Origin of the sequence: Sandarakinorhabdus sp. (assembly GCF_041689835.1) — a bacterium.
Lineage (GTDB): Bacteria > Pseudomonadota > Alphaproteobacteria > Sphingomonadales > Sphingomonadaceae > Sandarakinorhabdus.
Genome location: NZ_JBDNFM010000051.1, coordinates 1 through 14,732, shown reverse-complemented (window position 1 = coordinate 14,732; position 14,732 = coordinate 1). Strand labels below are relative to the sequence as shown.

The 14,732-nt window shown below is 64.6% G+C and carries 13 protein-coding genes and 1 pseudogene; 7 read left to right on the top strand and 7 right to left on the bottom strand.

All coding sequences use genetic code 11. From position 1 onward, the window contains the following. The 4 genes from ACESL8_RS02680 to fabD all read right to left on the bottom strand — a co-directional run. Positions 1-765, bottom strand: a 765-nt coding sequence (locus ACESL8_RS02680) for a beta-ketoacyl synthase N-terminal-like domain-containing protein (protein WP_372915677.1), incomplete at its 3' end; no start/stop codon positions are given. 207 nt (positions 766-972) lie between these two features. Then, a complete protein-coding gene (locus ACESL8_RS02675) occupies positions 973-1,209 on the bottom strand; it encodes an acyl carrier protein (RefSeq protein WP_372915675.1) in 237 nt (78 codons plus the stop codon). A gap of 278 nt (positions 1,210-1,487) precedes the next feature. Beyond that, positions 1,488-2,228 carry a 3-oxoacyl-[acyl-carrier-protein] reductase gene (fabG, locus tag ACESL8_RS02670; RefSeq protein WP_372915673.1) on the bottom strand — a complete coding sequence of 247 codons (741 nt, stop codon included), beginning with the start codon at positions 2,226-2,228 and terminating at the stop codon, positions 1,488-1,490. A gap of 12 nt (positions 2,229-2,240) precedes the next feature. After that, positions 2,241-3,179, bottom strand: a complete 939-nt coding sequence (gene fabD / locus ACESL8_RS02665; RefSeq protein ID WP_372915679.1) for an ACP S-malonyltransferase — start codon at positions 3,177-3,179, stop codon at positions 2,241-2,243. 299 nt (positions 3,180-3,478) lie between these two features. On the opposite strand from fabD, the gene ACESL8_RS02660 reads away from it, so the two are divergent. After that, a complete protein-coding gene (locus ACESL8_RS02660; protein WP_372915671.1) occupies positions 3,479-4,588 on the top strand; it encodes a tetratricopeptide repeat protein in 1,110 nt (369 codons plus the stop codon). A gap of 73 nt (positions 4,589-4,661) precedes the next feature. Here the strand turns inward: ACESL8_RS02660 and bfr are convergent, their stop codons facing one another. Beyond that, positions 4,662-5,141, bottom strand: coding sequence for a bacterioferritin (gene bfr / locus ACESL8_RS02655; RefSeq protein ID WP_372915669.1), 480 nt, complete (start codon positions 5,139-5,141; stop codon positions 4,662-4,664). Between the two features lie 101 nt (positions 5,142-5,242). Then, positions 5,243-5,413, bottom strand: coding sequence for a bacterioferritin-associated ferredoxin (locus ACESL8_RS02650; protein WP_372915667.1), 171 nt, complete (start codon positions 5,411-5,413; stop codon positions 5,243-5,245). A 400-nt stretch (positions 5,414-5,813) separates the two neighbouring features. On the opposite strand from ACESL8_RS02650, the gene ACESL8_RS02645 reads away from it, so the two are divergent. Both ACESL8_RS02645 and ACESL8_RS02640 read left to right on the top strand, forming a co-directional pair. Continuing rightward, positions 5,814-6,473, top strand: a complete 660-nt coding sequence (locus ACESL8_RS02645) for a biliverdin-producing heme oxygenase (RefSeq protein ID WP_372915665.1) — start codon at positions 5,814-5,816, stop codon at positions 6,471-6,473. Continuing rightward, a complete protein-coding gene (locus ACESL8_RS02640) occupies positions 6,466-9,099 on the top strand; it encodes an HWE histidine kinase domain-containing protein (protein ID WP_372915663.1) in 2,634 nt (877 codons plus the stop codon). Before ACESL8_RS02645 ends, ACESL8_RS02640 begins: the two co-directional genes overlap by 8 nt. Before the next feature lie 86 nt (positions 9,100-9,185). Here ACESL8_RS02640 and mutL read toward each other — a convergent pair whose 3' ends face one another. Next, complete coding sequence (mutL, locus tag ACESL8_RS02635; RefSeq protein ID WP_372915661.1) at positions 9,186-11,015, bottom strand: DNA mismatch repair endonuclease MutL; 1,830 nt, start codon at positions 11,013-11,015, stop codon at positions 9,186-9,188. A 155-nt stretch (positions 11,016-11,170) separates the two neighbouring features. Between mutL and ACESL8_RS02630 the strand changes: the two genes are divergently transcribed. The 4 genes and pseudogenes from ACESL8_RS02630 to ACESL8_RS02615 form a co-directional block, all read left to right on the top strand. Further along, positions 11,171-12,211: a rod shape-determining protein gene (locus ACESL8_RS02630; protein ID WP_372915659.1), complete on the top strand. Its 1,041-nt coding sequence runs from the start codon at positions 11,171-11,173 to the stop codon at positions 12,209-12,211. A 28-nt stretch (positions 12,212-12,239) separates the two neighbouring features. Next, positions 12,240-13,223 (top strand): rod shape-determining protein MreC, encoded by a 984-nt coding sequence (gene mreC, locus ACESL8_RS02625; protein WP_372915657.1) that lies wholly within the window; start codon positions 12,240-12,242, stop codon positions 13,221-13,223. 12 nt (positions 13,224-13,235) lie between these two features. Continuing rightward, positions 13,236-13,796: a rod shape-determining protein MreD gene (gene mreD / locus ACESL8_RS02620; RefSeq protein ID WP_372915655.1), complete on the top strand. Its 561-nt coding sequence runs from the start codon at positions 13,236-13,238 to the stop codon at positions 13,794-13,796. Further along, positions 13,789-14,732 (top strand): annotated as a pseudogene (locus ACESL8_RS02615) (penicillin-binding protein 2); the annotation flags it as partial. The gene mreD and the pseudogene ACESL8_RS02615, both read left to right, overlap by 8 nt.

Here is a 14,732-nt window from a genome sequence, read left to right as displayed (position 1 = left end):
CTTGGCGCGTTCATATTCTTCCAGCACCACCACGCCGGCGCCTTCGCCCATGACGAAACCGTCGCGGGCCTTGTCGTAGGGGCGGCTGGCGCGAGTGGGTTCATCGTTGAACCCGGTCGACAGCGCGCGGGCCTGGGCGAAACCGGCGATGCCCAGCGGGCACAGCGCGCTTTCCGAACCGCCGGCCAGCATCACATCGGCATCATCCAGCGCAATCATCCGCGCCGCATCGCCGATCGCGTGCGCGCCGGTGGAACAGGCGGTAACCACCGCGTGATTGGGCCCCATCAAACCATATTTGATCGAAACCTGCCCCGAAATCAGATTGATCAGCCGGCCATGCACGAAATGCGGGCTGACGCGGCGCGGGCCTTTTTCGTGGAGCACGATCGATTCGCTGGCGATGCCCGGCAGGCCGCCGATGCCGCTGCCGATGGAGCAGCCGGCGCGGAAGCGTTCTTCCTCGGTCATGTCCAGAAGGCCGGCATCTTCAATGGCCTGGCCGGCCGCATCGATACCGTAGATGATGAAGGGATCAACCTGGCGCTGCACCTTGTAATCAACGCGCGTGTTGGCATCGAAGGTCATGCCGGAGCCATCGCCGGCTTTCACTTCACAGGCGATGCGGCACACATAATCGGTCGCATCAAAACGCGTGATCGGCCCGGCGCCCGACCTTGAGGCAAGGATGTTGGCCCAGGTGGTTTCGACATTGGCCCCAAGCGGGGTCACAAGGCCCATACCGGTGATGACAACACGGCGCATCGACATTCCATTCATCTGCATGGCCGGCCTGCCCTGCCGGTGCTGGGATTTGGCGCGCGCCATTCCAACGGAATGGTGTGGCCCATTTGGCACGAAACGGCCCGCCGCCTTGTTCGGGCGATGGGCCGTTCCTGTGTGTTGCCGGCACTGCCGGCCAGCCCTGTCATCAAGATCCGAAGGCCGTAAACGCAGCCTTCGCACCTGAAATCACTTGGCGTTGGCGCCGATGAAATTGATCGCGTCGGCCACGGTGAGGATCTTCTCGGCGGCATCGTCGGGAATTTCCACGCCGAATTCTTCTTCGAAGGCCATCACCAGCTCGACGGTATCGAGGCTGTCGGCACCCAGATCATCGATGAAGCTGGCGGCTTCGGTCACCTTGTCGGCTTCCACGCCCAGATGCTCGACAACAATTTTCTTCACGCGCTCGGCGACGTCGCTCATTTTTCAGTCCCCTATGGTGACGGCGAGTCATTCGCCGTCAGGTTGCTTTGGCAGTATGCTTCCGGGCGATAGCCTGATGGCGAAATTGTGGCAAGAGCGCAGCGCGGCCAGCGCGCATGGTGCAGCCAAGCGCGCGGACTCGCGCAAGCTCGGCCGGGCTGGCTGCCGGCCTCAAGCCGGCAGAACAGCTTCGACGGCGCGGCTTTGCCACGCTCTTTCTCCCTTGCTTCCTTCAACACCCCAAGCGGACTCGACGGCTCCGCCGCCGGCCGCACCCATCAGGGCATCACCATCCCACCATTGATGTGAAGAGTATGGCCAGTGATGTAAGACGCCTCCCGCGACGCCAGATACACCACGCCCGCCGCGATATCCGCGCCTTCGCCCAGCCGCCCCGCCGGAATCCGCCCTGTCAGCGCATCCTTCTGCGCATCCGGCAGCGCGTCGGTCATCGCCGAAACGATGAACCCCGGCGCCACACAGTTCACCGTGATGCCCCGCGACGCCAGCTCCTGCGCCAGCGCTTTCGACATCCCGATCAGGCCCGCTTTTGACGCCGCATAATTGGCCTGCCCCGGATTGCCGGTCACGCCCACAACGCTGGTGATGGCGATCATGCGGCCGAAACGCTGCTTCATCATCGGCCTCGCGGCGGCGCGATAAAGCCGGAACGTGGCTTCGAGGTTGATGCGGATCACGTCCGCCCACTCCTCGTCCTTCATCCGCATCGCCAGATTGTCGCGGGTGATGCCGGCGTTGGCGACCAGGATATCGAGCCGCCCGCCCAGCGCCGCCGCCGCCTGGCCCACCAGCGCATCGACCGCGGCGCTGTCCCCCAGGTTGCACGGCAAAATCACCGCATCAGGGCCGCACTCGGCAGCAACGGCGGCCAGTGCATCAGCCCGGGTGCCCGACAGCGCCACCCGCGCCCCGCGCGCCGCCAATGCCTTGGCAATGGCACTGCCGATGCCGCCCGAAGCGCCCGTCACAAGCGCGGTCATGCCGGTGAGATCAAACATGGTGCGTTTCCTTCAGGTGATGGCGGCAGCGATGGCTTCAACACCGGCCATGTCGGCCGCCGTGATGGTCGGCACGTCCGGCGTGATGCGGCGGATCATCGGGCCGAGCACCTTGCCGCCCAATTCCACAAAACCGGTCACGCCCAATGCGGCCATCGCCAGCACCGATTCCCGCCAGCGCACGGTGCCGCACACCTGTTCGATCAGTAGCCGGCGAATTTCGTCCGGATCGGTGACCGGAGCCGCGGTCACATTGGCAACCAGCGGCACCGTTGGCGCGGCAAACGGCGCTGCGGCAAGCGCTGGCGCCATGGCATCGGCAGCCGGCTGCATCAACGCGCAGTGGAACGGCGCGGACACCGGCAACAGCACCGAATGGCGCGCACCCTTGGCCTTAGCCAGCGTCATGGCGCGGGCCACCGCCTCGACATGGCCCGACACCACCACCTGGCCGGTGGCATTGTCGTTGGCCGCGGCACACACCTCGCCCTGGCTGGCCTGCGCAGCAATCGCCACCACCGTTTCAAAATCCAGCCCCAGCAGCGCCGCCATCGCGCCCACACCCGGCGGCACGGCAGCCTGCATGGCGGTTCCGCGCAACCGCAGCAGCCGCGCCGTATCGGCCACGCCCAGGCTGCCGGCAGCGCACAACGCGGTGTATTCACCAAGACTATGCCCCGCGACGAATGCCGCCTTGTCAGCCAGGCGGATGCCGGCTTCGTTTTCGAGCACGCGCAAACACGCGATACCCACCGCCATGATCGCTGGCTGGGCGTTGGCGGTCAGCGTCAATTCGGCTTCCGGCCCTTCCCACATCAACCGCGACAGGCGTTCGCCCAGCGCGTCGTCCACTTCTTCGAACACGGCGCGGGCGTGCGGGCTGGCATCGGCCAGGCCCTTGCCCATGCCAACCGATTGGCTGCCCTGGCCCGGAAAGATGAAGGCGCGAATTGTCCGTCTCCCACTGTTGATCCGCGATTTGATCGCGGCCGGGTTAGGCGCTTCGCTGCCGGGGTGCAACCGCACGGGCAACCGCACGGGCAACCGCACAGGTGTGGGGGCGTTTTGCCCGGTTGCATGGCGCAACCATTCCGTTATTGGCTGCCGCCGTGCTCAAGGGAGGGAGCTTGGGGGGATTCGTGCGCCGTTCATCGGCCCGCAAACCCCATGCAGCTACCTTGGCTCGCGGCTTGGTTGCCCCGCTGGCAGCCGCGCCGGATGGTTTCGACGACAACAGCCAAGGATTGCCAATGCTGATTGATGCCCGCCTGCTGATCGCCGCCACGCTCATGGCCACTGGTCTGGCTGCCGCCGCTCCTGCGGTTGCCGCCGTTTCGCCTGCCGTCGGCAAGGCGCTGAATGCTGCTGCTGCGGCCGCCCGGTCGCGCAATGCGGGCGGGGTTGCTGCCGCCATCGGGCAAGCCCGCGCTGCCGCCAACACCGCCGAGGAAAAGCAGAAAACCGCGCAGATGGCCGGCTATGCCTTCACCGCCGTGGGCCAATATGGTCAGGCCGCTGCCGCCCTTCAGCAAATTGGCGCACCGTGCGGCCAGCTCGGCCCGCTCTATTATCGCGCCGGCCAGCTCGACAAAGCCGTCAGCATCGCCAAAAGCTGCGGCGGCGAAGCCAGCCAGATTTTGGTGGCCCAGTCCTACACCCGCCAGGGCAACCACAAGGCGGCCATTGCCGCCTACAACAAGCTGATCGCCAGCAACGGCCCCAAGGCGCTGTATATGGAAAATCTGGCGGGCGCCCAATACAAGTCGGGCGACAAAAAAGGCTATCTCGCCACCACCACTCGCCTGATCAAGTCCGATCCGTCGCCGGCGCGCTGGAAGGTGCTGCTGACTGAATTGCAGGGCCACAACATGCGGTCCGAAGCCAAGCTGGCGCTGTACCACCTGATGTTGACCACCGGCACGCTGGCCCGCCCGCAGGATTGGCAGGATTTCGCCAAGCTGGCGATGATCAACGGCCAGGCCGGCGTCGCCAAGGCCGCGCTGGACAAGACCGGCGGCGGCACCGATCAGATGAGCCAGAAGCTGGCCGCTGCGGCCGCTGCCGGCATTGCCAGGGAAGGCGCCGGAGCCGTGAAGATGTCGTCGTCACCGGCCACCGCCTTCAAGGGCGGCAACGCCTATCTGAGCTTGGGCGATTACCCCAAGGCAATAGCCGCATACGACAAGGCCATCGCTGCCAACGGCCCAGATGCCCAATATGCCCGCGTGTTCAAGGGCATCGCCGCTACTCGCAGCGGGCAGAAGGCCGCTGCCGTCGCGGCGTTCAAGGGCGTCGATGAAAAGAGCGGCATGGCGGAAATCGCCGGGCTGTGGAGCCTGTACGCCACCACGCGCGGCTGATCGGCACCAGCACACTCAAAAAAAGGCCGCCGTGGCTTCCCGCGGCGGCCTTTTTTGTGCTTCAGCAGCTGGCTTATTCGCCAGCGGCCTTTGATTGCAGCTGAATATAGTTGGCAATGCCCATCTGGCGGATCAAGCCCTGCGCGGTTTCGATGAAATCGACATGCTCTTCTTCGGCGCTGAGGATTTCGGCAAACAGATCGCGGGACGGGAAGTCGCGCACGCTCTCCGCATGCTGCACAGCGTCTTTCAGCAGCGCCACCGCTTCATGCTCCAGCTCCAGATCGGCCGCCAAAACTTCCTCCACCGTCTCGCCGATGCGCAAACGATTGAGCTGCTGCAAGGCCGGCAGGCCATCCAGAAAGAAAATGCGCGCTATCAATTTGTCGGTGTGCTGCATTTCCTCGATGGATTCATGACGCTCATAGGCCGCCAGTTTGGCCACCCCAAGATTGTCGAGCAGGCGATAGTGCAGCCAATATTGGCTGACTGCCGTGAGTTCACCCTTGAGCACGGCGTTGAGATATTCAATGACCTTGGCATCACCGCGCATGGCAGTTCTCCTTTTGATGAACCACCATGGCGCAAAACGCGAAATTCGTCAATAAAATGCGTCTAATTTCTGATACTTAGTACTGCAACGCACTTGCAATATCAGGCGCCGCGGCCATCCATCAGCACTTCGCGGGCAAACGGCAGGCACTGGCCGCACTTCACCTTGCAGCCAAGCTGGGCATAGGCCGCCTTGGGGCACGATTTGCCAACAACCCGCGCCGCCTCGCGCACGTCGCGTTCCTTCAGCGCATTGCAGACACAGACGAACATGGCAAACCTGCGAATCGAGTGGCGTTACTGCGAATGGTTATCAACCATCCCGCCTGCTAATGCAACTGGTTCGCAGTATCCAGACGATTGCGGAGGGCGGCGCACGGATGGACCCTGGCCTGCCGGCGGGCGAGGTCTTCTGGGGGTGACAAGCCGCAAGCCTGCGAAATCCGCCCTGTCCGCTTCAGCCGACGGACTGGCACCGAGCAGCGCAACAGACAAGGTGGTCAGTTAATTTTGATTGACGGAACGAAACCAGCGGGTGAGAACTTAGGGCGATGCCGAGAACGAGAACTCAACTGTGCAGTGATGTTATCACGCTCCGTAAGGGGGCAAGGTCCGTGGGCACGGTTGGTGATGCCCCGCTCATCATTGCGGCGCCGATCATGGCAGCCGCAGCATGTCCTGCATCCTCGCTCGATGTTTACTGGACAGATCTGTGACACTGCCGGTAGCCCGATTTGGCAATACGACGATCCCGGAAGCGGCACCGCTACGGTCGCTTCGGGATGTACTGCGATCGGCGACAAGCGAACCACACGAGCGGCTGCACCAGCACGAAGGTCTTGCGGCGGTCGCGGCGGGGACGATCGGCCGGCCCGCCTACACCGCGCTGCTCCGCCGGCTTTATGGCTTCCACCACAGCTTCGAGTTGGCCGCACGAACGATCCCCGAACGCACGCGGTGGCTGGAAACAGATTTGGCAACGCTTGGCGTCGATGCCGCGATGCTGGCAGGCTTGCCGCGCTGCACCGTCTTTCCGGCCATAGCCTCGCCCGATTATCTTCTGGGCGCCAGTTATGTCGTCGAAGGTTCGGCCCTGGGCGGGCGCGGCCTTTCACGGCAGCTCGACGGATTGCTGGGGACGGGGATAATCGCCGGCCGCCGGTTCTTCAGCGGCCACGGCATGGAAACGGGCGAAGTGTGGCGAGCCTATCTGGCGCGGTTGTCGGCAGCTTCAACAGCGGCATCCACCCGCGCGGCAATCGTTGCGGGCGCCGTCGAGACGTTTACGATATTCGAGCAATGGCTCGAGGGATGGAACAAACAACATGAGTGACGCCATCAAAGCACGCGACGCCGTCGATCTGACAAATTGCGACCGGGAACCGATTCATATTCCGGGTGCAATCCTGCCGCATGGCGCGATGCTGGTGCTCGAATGCGAAACGCTTCGCGTCCTTCAGGCGGCCGGAGATCTGGAAGGCCTGCTTGGTCAGCCCCTCGCCGAACTGCTCGATCGGCCGATCGACAAGCTGTTTTCGACTGCCCAGGTCAACCGGCTGCACGCGCTGTGCAAGGAAATCGATCTCGCCAAACCGCGCCATCTCCTCGACCCGCTGTTCCGGGTGGTTGCGGACCGCCCGCTCGATGCCAGCGCGCACCGTGTCGATGGCAATCTGGTGATCGAGTTCGAGGCCGCCGAAATGAGCGATCCGTTCGCCGCCGATCCGTTGGCGGCCGTGCAGATCATGATCGACGGCTTTGGTGATGCGGCGTCGCTGTATGATCTGTGCCAGATGGCCACTGAAAGCGTGCGGCGCGTCGCCCAGTACGACCGGGTGATGATCTACCGCTTCATGGCCGATGGCTCGGGCTGGGTCATCGCCGAAAGCCGCACGCCCGAACTCGCGCCGTTTCTCGATCTCCACTATCCCGCCGCCGACATTCCCCAACAAGCTCGGGCACTCTATCTCAAAAGCTGGCTGCGGCTGATCACCCAGGTCGATTACGATCCTGCATTGCTGACGCCGACGCTCAATCCGCGTACCGGCAAACCGCTCGACATGAGTTATGCGATTCTTCGCGACGTCTCCCCCATTCACCGCGAATATCTTCGCAACATGGGGATCGATGCCTCCATGTCGATCTCGATCATCGTCGCGGGGAAGCTGTGGGGCCTGATTGCCTGCCATCACAACAGCCCGCGCCTGCTGCCGCGGCATCTGCGCGCCGTCTGCGAACTGTTCGGCTCGATGTTTTCGCTTCAACTCGAAGCGCGCGAGAAGAGCGAGCAGTTCGAGGCGCGGCTCGCCAGCCGCAAGATCCTGCAGGACTTGATGCTCAACCTCGCCGGCGTCGAGGATTATGCCTATGGCCTGACGCAGCAGACGCCGAACCTGCTTGATTATATCCATGGGGGCGACATCGCGCTCGACGGCGCGCGCGGCGGCGGCGTCGCTGTCCGTGTTGCCGGCGAGATAATCTTTCTCGGCACCACTCCAAGCCGCGAGCAGATCACCGCGCTGACCACCTGGCTGACGTCGTACATGACCGAAACCGAGGGGGTTTTTGCCACCGACCGCCTCAGCGAAATCTATCCTCCGGGAAAAGCATTCTCAAACGTCGCCTCCGGACTGCTGGTCATCGCCGTGTCGCGCGATCCGTCCGATTTCATCCTCTGGTTTCGCCCGGAATTGGTCGAAACCGCACTGTGGGCAGGCGACCCTGCAAAACCGGTGACGACCGGCCCCAGCGGCGACCGACTGTCGCCGCGAAAATCGTTCGAGGTGTGGAAACATACGGTTCGCAACCGCGCGTTGCCGTGGTCCGCTGCTGAAACCGATTCGGCGTTCGACCTTCGGGTTTCGCTGTTGGAAGTGGTGCTCCGCCGGATCGAAGCGGCGTCGCGTGAACGTGCCAAGGCGCACGAGCGCGACAGGCTGCTGATGGCCGAACTCGATCACCGGGTAAAAAACACGCTGGCCAACATCCAGGCGCTCGTCACCCAGTCGAGCCGCAGCGCGGAATCGCTGACCCTGTTTGTCGAAGGGCTCGACAGGCGCATCCACTCGATGGCCAAGGCGCACAGCCTGTTGACGCAAAGCCGGTGGGAAGGCGTGTCGGTCGACGGGCTGCTGCGCGAAGAGCTTGACGCCTACGGCCCGGTGCCGGGCGTCGTTTCGCTGGAAGGGGCCGATGCGGTGCTGACGCCCAAATCGGCGCTGGCGCTTTCCCTGGCGTTGCATGAACTTGCGACGAACGCCGCGAAGTTCGGCTCCCTTACCGCAGTCGCCGGACGCGTCGCGGTCAGGTGGCAGATCCGGGATGACGGTGGGCTTGGGCTGAGCTGGACCGAAACAAACGGTCCCCGCGTCGAACCCCCGACGCGGCGCGGCTTCGGATCGAGCCTGATCGAGCGCGCACTGGCGCTGGAAACCGGAGGCCGCGCAACGATCCACTACAAGCCGAGCGGAGTCGTTTGTGACATCGTGCTGCCAAAATCTTCGCTCGTCGAACTCAGCGCGCCGCCGCCTGCCGCGACCGAAGTGACACTGCTCAACAACGGGAGCAATTCGAGGGCCCTGCCCGCCAACCCCAAAATTTTGATCGTGGAAGATTCGTACCTCGTGCTTACGGCACTTAAAATCATGTGCGAAGACCTTGGATGGGAAGTCGTCGGGCCGGCAACGCGCCTTGGCGAGGGGCTCGCGCTGGCGCGGTCGCACGCCTTTGACGCAGCCCTGCTCGATGTGAATCTCGATGGCGAGATGTCATGGGCAATAGCCGACGTCCTCAGGGCTCGCCAAATTCCCTTCGCCTTCAGCACAGGGTACGACCAGTCCAATATTCTGCCGGAACACCTTGCTGGCACGCTGGTGCTGGCAAAACCGTACCGCATCGACGATGTCGAGCGCCGGTTGCGCACCATGATGGCGGAGGGTTCCAATCCGGCAATGGCGTGATTTCTTTGCTCTGCGGGGACAGCACCGGATAGGCGGCTGCTCGCGCAAGCAAACAATGCCGCGCCCAACCGAAACGCCAGCGCCGCTCAACGCCGGCCGAACAGCTTTTCGATATCGGTCTTGGCCAGCCGCACCCAGGTCGGGCGGCCGTGGTTGCACTGGCCTGAATGCGGAGTAATTTCCATTTCGCGCAGCAGGGCGTTCATTTCGGCGATACTGAGGTGCCGGCCGGCGCGCACGCTGCCGTGGCACGCCATCGTCGCCGCGACGCTGTCCAGCCGTTCCTTCAAGCTCAGTGCACGGCCGAATGCAGACAAATCATCGGCCAGATCGGTGATCAGCCCCTGCACGTCGCAGGTGCCCAGCAGCGCCGGGGTTGCGCGCACCAAAATTGCCGTCGGCCCGAACGCCTCAACCCCCAGCCCCAGCTCGGCCAGTTCTTCGGCCCGGTCCGCCACCCGCCCGGCGCCCACGTCATCAAGCTCCACCACTTCGGGCACCAGCAGCGCCTGAGACGCCACCGCGCCGCCGGCCAAAGCGCGGTTCATGCGTTCAAGTGTCAACCGTTCATGGGCGGCGTGTTGATCGACGATGATCAGCGCGTCGTCGGTTTCAGCCACGATGTAAGTGGCCGCCACTTGGCCCCGTGCGGCACCCAAAGGGAATTGCTGCTGCGGCAACGGCGGCGCGGCCGGGGCAGACGCGGGCGCAAATTCTGGCGGCAATTGCGAAAACAGGCGCGGCGCTTCGGCCCAGCCAACGGGTCCGGCAAAACCACCCGCCGCGCCAGCCGCCGGCAGCACCCCGGTCGCCGCCGGCAGCACCCCAGCAGCCTCCGGCAGCACTGCGCCAAACGCCGCCAGCGGTTCCGCCACAAAAGCCGCCAGCGCGGCACCCGAAACCCGCGTGCTGGCGCGGTGCCCGGCTTCGTCCAGCGCGCGGCGCAGGCCCGAAACGATCAAGCCTCGCACCAGGGCGGCATCGCGAAACCGCACTTCGGTTTTGGCCGGGTGCACGTTCACATCCACAAATTCGGCGGGCACGTCCAGAAACAGCGCCACCACCGGATGCCGATCGCGCGCCAACAGATCCTGATAGGCGCCGCGCAGGGCACCAACCAGCAGGCGATCCTTCACAGGCCGCCTGTTCACAAACAGATATTGGTGATCGGACACGCCGCGATTCCACGTCGGGATGCCCGCCAGCCCCGCCAGATGCAGCCCCTCGCGCTCCAGATCGACCGCCACCGCATTGCCGGCAAAATCCGCACCGATGATCGCTGCCAGCCGCGCCAGCGTTGACGTGGGCGAGGCATCAGGCAGCGGCGGCAGGTTGAGGATGCGGCGGCCATCATGCTCCACCACGAAGCCCACCTCGGGCCGCGCCATCGCCAGCCGGCGGATATGATCCAGGCACGCACCAAGTTCAGACCGGTGCGATTTCAGGAACTTGCGCCGCGCCGGCACCGCGGCGAACAAGCCGGTCACCCGCGCCACCGTGCCCGGTGCAGCGCTGGCCGGGCCATTTTCAACCATCCGGCCATTGTCCACCACCAGCCGCCAGCCCTCCCCGTTCGCTGGCCGGCTCGTCAAGGAAAGGGTGGCGACCGAGCCGATCGACGGCAGCGCTTCGCCGCGAAATCCCATGGTGGCGATGGCCGACAGATCTTCATCGGGCAGTTTCGACGTCGCGTGGCGTTCGATGGCCAGCATCATCTGGCCGGGGTCCATTCCGATGCCGTCGTCGGCCACTTCCAGCCCGTCGATACCGCCGTTCGCCAGCCGCACAAAGATGCGGCGCGCGCCGGCATCCAGCGCGTTTTCAACCAGTTCCTTGGCGTCGCTGGCCGGCCGTTCAACCACTTCGCCGGCAGCGATGCGGTTGATCAACGTTTCGGGGAGACGGCGAATGAGCACGAACTTGTATTAGGGGCAGTTGAGCGCAGTGTCATGCTTTGCGCGTTCCACTTTGGCCTTGGCGCTTGCAGAATCGGCTGTTCAGGGCCAAACCCGGACCATTGGCCGCGCCCGCCCGCGCAACCCCTTACTCATGCCTTGGTAAAACCCCCACCATGTCGCCTTTCAGCCGGATGTTTTCCTTCCTTTCCCAGGATATGGCCATCGACCTCGGCACGGCCAACACCCTGGTATATGTCCGCGGCCGAGGCATCGTGCTCAACGAGCCAAGTGTCGTCGCCATCGAAACCATTCGCGGCAACAAGATCGTCAAGGCCGTTGGCGCCGAGGCCAAGGTGATGATGGGCCGCACACCGGGTAACGTGGAATGCATCCGCCCGCTGCGCGACGGCGTGATTGCCGACATTGATGTCGCCGAACAGATGATCAAGCACTTCATCAGGAAGGTGCAAACCAGCCGATTCGGCCGCTACCCGGAAATCGTCATCTGCGTGCCGTCGGGTTCGACCAGCGTTGAAAAGCGCGCCATTCGCGACGCCGCCAATAATGCCGGCGCCACCCAGGTGTACTTGATTGAAGAGCCGATGGCCGCCGCAATCGGCGCCGGCATGCCGGTAACCGAACCAATCGGATCGATGGTTGTCGATATCGGCGGCGGCACCACCGAAGTCGCCGTGTTGTCGTTGAAGGGCCTGGCCTACACCACCAGCGTTCGCGTTGGCGGCGACAAGATGGATGAAGCCATCATCAACTATGTCCGCCGCAACCACAACATGCTGATCGGCGAAGCCACTGCTGAACGCGTCAAGAAGGAAATCGGAACCGCCAAAAAACCGGCTGACGGCATTGGCGAGACGATTTCCATCAAGGGCCGCGACCTGATGAACGGCGTGCCCAACGAAATTTTCATCAACCAGGGTCAGATTGCCGAAGCTCTGGCCGAACCGGTGGCGACCATCGTCGAAGGCGTGCGCGCCGCGCTGGAAAATACCCAGCCCGAACTGGCCGCCGATATCGTCGATCAAGGCATTGTGCTCACTGGCGGCGGCGCGCTGCTGCGCGATCTTGATGTCGTGCTGCGCGAAGCAACCGGGCTGCCGGTGAGCGTTGCCGATGAGCCGCTCACCTGCGTTGCCATCGGCACCGGCCGCGCGCTGGAAGATCCGATGTATCGCGGTGTCTTGATCACCGCCTGAACCGCAGCACGCCCGGGGAACACCTGTCGTGGACTGGACTCCCACCCCTCGACGCCTCACCGCTATCCGGCGGGACCAGAATCTTGCGCTGGTGTCGGCTGTGGTGTCGGGCGGCGTGATTGCGGCCGGGCTGATCCTGCTGCTCGTGGCCCGCGTCAATCCCGATACGGCCAGCGGCCTGCGCACGGCGGCCACTGATGTGGTTGCACCGGCCTGGTCGGTGGTGCGCGCGCCAATCGACGGAGCCGCCAAGCTGGCCGGGGATATCGGCGATTATTTCGGCGCCGTCTCGCGGGCTGACCATCTCGAAGCCGAATTGGACAAGGCCAATGCGGCACTGCGCACCGCCCGCAACGGCCAGCGCGAACTATGGCAGTTGAAACGGCTGATGGCCGTTCGCGAACCGACACGCATCGTCGTCGCCACCACCCGCATTGCTGCCGCGACGTCGGGCAGCGTCGCCCGCACCGCCCTGCTCGCCGTGGGCAGCAACGATGGCCTGTCGCGCGACATGCCGGTGATCGGCGCCGATGGCCTGGTGGGCCGCACCCTCGAAGTGGGCCGCCGATCGGCACGGGTGCTGCTGCTCACCGATCCGCTGTCGCGCGTGCCGGTGATCGTGCAGCGCACCGGCCAGATCGGCTTGGCTATGGGGCGCAACCTGCCCACCCTGCTGCTCACCGATCGCATCGGGCCGGAATTGCAGCTTGTGGTCGGTGATCGCATCGTCACCTCGGGCGATGGCGGCGTCTATCCTCCGGGTGTGCCGGTGGGCATGGTGGTTGATCCGCAGGCCGATGGCCCGGTGATCCGCCTTGCAACCAGCCCGCTGGGCGGCGGCTTTGTCACGGTGGAGCGCGGCTGGCTGCCCATCCCCGATACCCAGCCCAAGGGCCCGCTGTTCGATGCGCCGGTGCCGGTGGAGGCCCGGACCAAGGGCGCCCCCCCACCCCGCTTGCGCAGCAACGAAGAGTTTCCGCGCCCGCGAAGCGCGCAGCCGCCGGCAAATTGATCTGGCCCGCCCGTGATCGCCGCCAATCCGCCCCCAGCGCTGCTGATGACACCGGACGAACGCCGGCGCTGGCTGCTGTCCACCTGGCGGTATGGCGTGCCGGCGCTGGCCAGTGTGCTGCTGCTGGTGCTGATGCTGGCGCCGCTGCCGCTCAGCGTGCCGGCCATGCCGCATCTGGCGCTGATGGGCGTGCTGGTGTGGGCCATGCTGCAACCGGGATTGATGCCGCCCTGGCTGGCCTTCTGCATCGGCGCGTTGGCCGATCTGCTGTTCGGGCAACCCGTTGGGGTCAATGCCACGCTGTTTGCCGTCGCAACCGGGGTGATGCGAGCGGCCGGGCGGGTGTTCGGGCGCCACGGTTCGCTGTTTGATTGGCTGATCGTGACCGGCGTGCTGCTTGGCTTTGCGCTCCTCACCGGGCCATTGATGGCGCTGGCCGGACGCCCAACGCCGGTGCTGCCGCTGCTGTGGCAATGGCTCACCAGTGTGGCAGCCTGGCCGCTGGTGGTTCGCCTGTGCGCCGCCATCCAGCGCAAGCTGGCCGCCTCCGCATTGCTGTGGCGCCATGGATGATCCTGTTCGCCGCATGGCCTTCTCGCGCCGCGCTCTGCTGCTGGGCGCGGGCATGGCCACCACGGGCGCGCTGCTCGCGGGGCGCATGGCATGGCTCGCCGTGTTCGAGGGCGAAAATTATGCACTTCGCGCGCAGGAAAATCGTGTCCAAAATCGCCTGATCCCGCCCCGGCGCGGCTGGATCGTCGATCGCAGCGGCAAGCCCATTGCCATGAACCGCCCCGATTACCGGCTGGAATTGCGCCCGGCCGAAGTGGACAATCTGGATGCGGTCCTGATCGCCATTCGCAGCGTGATCGACATCGATCTGGCACAAGACGTCCGTATTCGCGGCGACATTGCCAGCCAGCCCAGCTTCATGCCGGTGGTCGTGCGCCAAGATCTGACGTGGCGGGAATTTTCGGCCTGCAACGTGCGCCTGGCCACCCTGCCCGGTGTCACTCCGGTTCAAAGCTTTTCGCGCTTTTACCCGGAGGCCGATCGTTTTGCCCACCTCATCGGCTATGTCGGCGCGCCCACGCCCGAACAATATCGCGCCGACAAGAACCCGCTGCTGATCTACCCCGGTTTCCGCATCGGCAAGGACGGGATCGAGCGCCACCAGGACAAGCGCCTGCGCGGGGTCGCTGGCTCCAGCCGCGTCGAGATTACCGCCCGCGGCGAGCTTGTGCGCGAACTGGGCACCAATGCCGATCTCCCCGGCGACACACTCAGGCTCACCATCAACCGCGATCTGCAAAGCTATGCCGCGCGCCGGCTGGGGGATAATTCGGCCAGCGTCATCGTCATGGATGTCGTCACCGGCGACGTGCTCTGCATGGTTTCGATGCCGGCCTATGATCCCAATATCTTCTCGCGCCGGGTGCCGACAAAATTGTGGAATGCCCTGCAAAAAGACGATCACACCCCGTTGCTCAACAAAAGTGCAATGGGGCT

Bases quoted from the DNA above. Each gene is read 5' to 3' on its own strand.
- ACESL8_RS02675 (WP_372915675.1), bottom strand. From the start codon at position 1,209: ATGAGCGACGTCGCCGAGCGCGTGAAGAAAATTGTTGTCGAGCATCTG.
- fabG (WP_372915673.1), bottom strand. From the start codon at position 2,228: ATGTTTGATCTCACCGGCATGACCGCGCTTGTGACGGGCGCTTCGGGC.
- ACESL8_RS02660 (WP_372915671.1), top strand. From the start codon at position 3,479: ATGCTGATTGATGCCCGCCTGCTGATCGCCGCCACGCTCATGGCCACT.
- bfr (WP_372915669.1), bottom strand. From the start codon at position 5,141: ATGCGCGGTGATGCCAAGGTCATTGAATATCTCAACGCCGTGCTCAAG.
- ACESL8_RS02650 (WP_372915667.1), bottom strand. From the start codon at position 5,413: ATGTTCGTCTGTGTCTGCAATGCGCTGAAGGAACGCGACGTGCGCGAG.
- ACESL8_RS02645 (WP_372915665.1), top strand. From the start codon at position 5,814: ATGTCCTGCATCCTCGCTCGATGTTTACTGGACAGATCTGTGACACTG.
- ACESL8_RS02640 (WP_372915663.1), top strand. From the start codon at position 6,466: ATGAGTGACGCCATCAAAGCACGCGACGCCGTCGATCTGACAAATTGC.
- ACESL8_RS02630 (WP_372915659.1), top strand. From the start codon at position 11,171: ATGTCGCCTTTCAGCCGGATGTTTTCCTTCCTTTCCCAGGATATGGCC.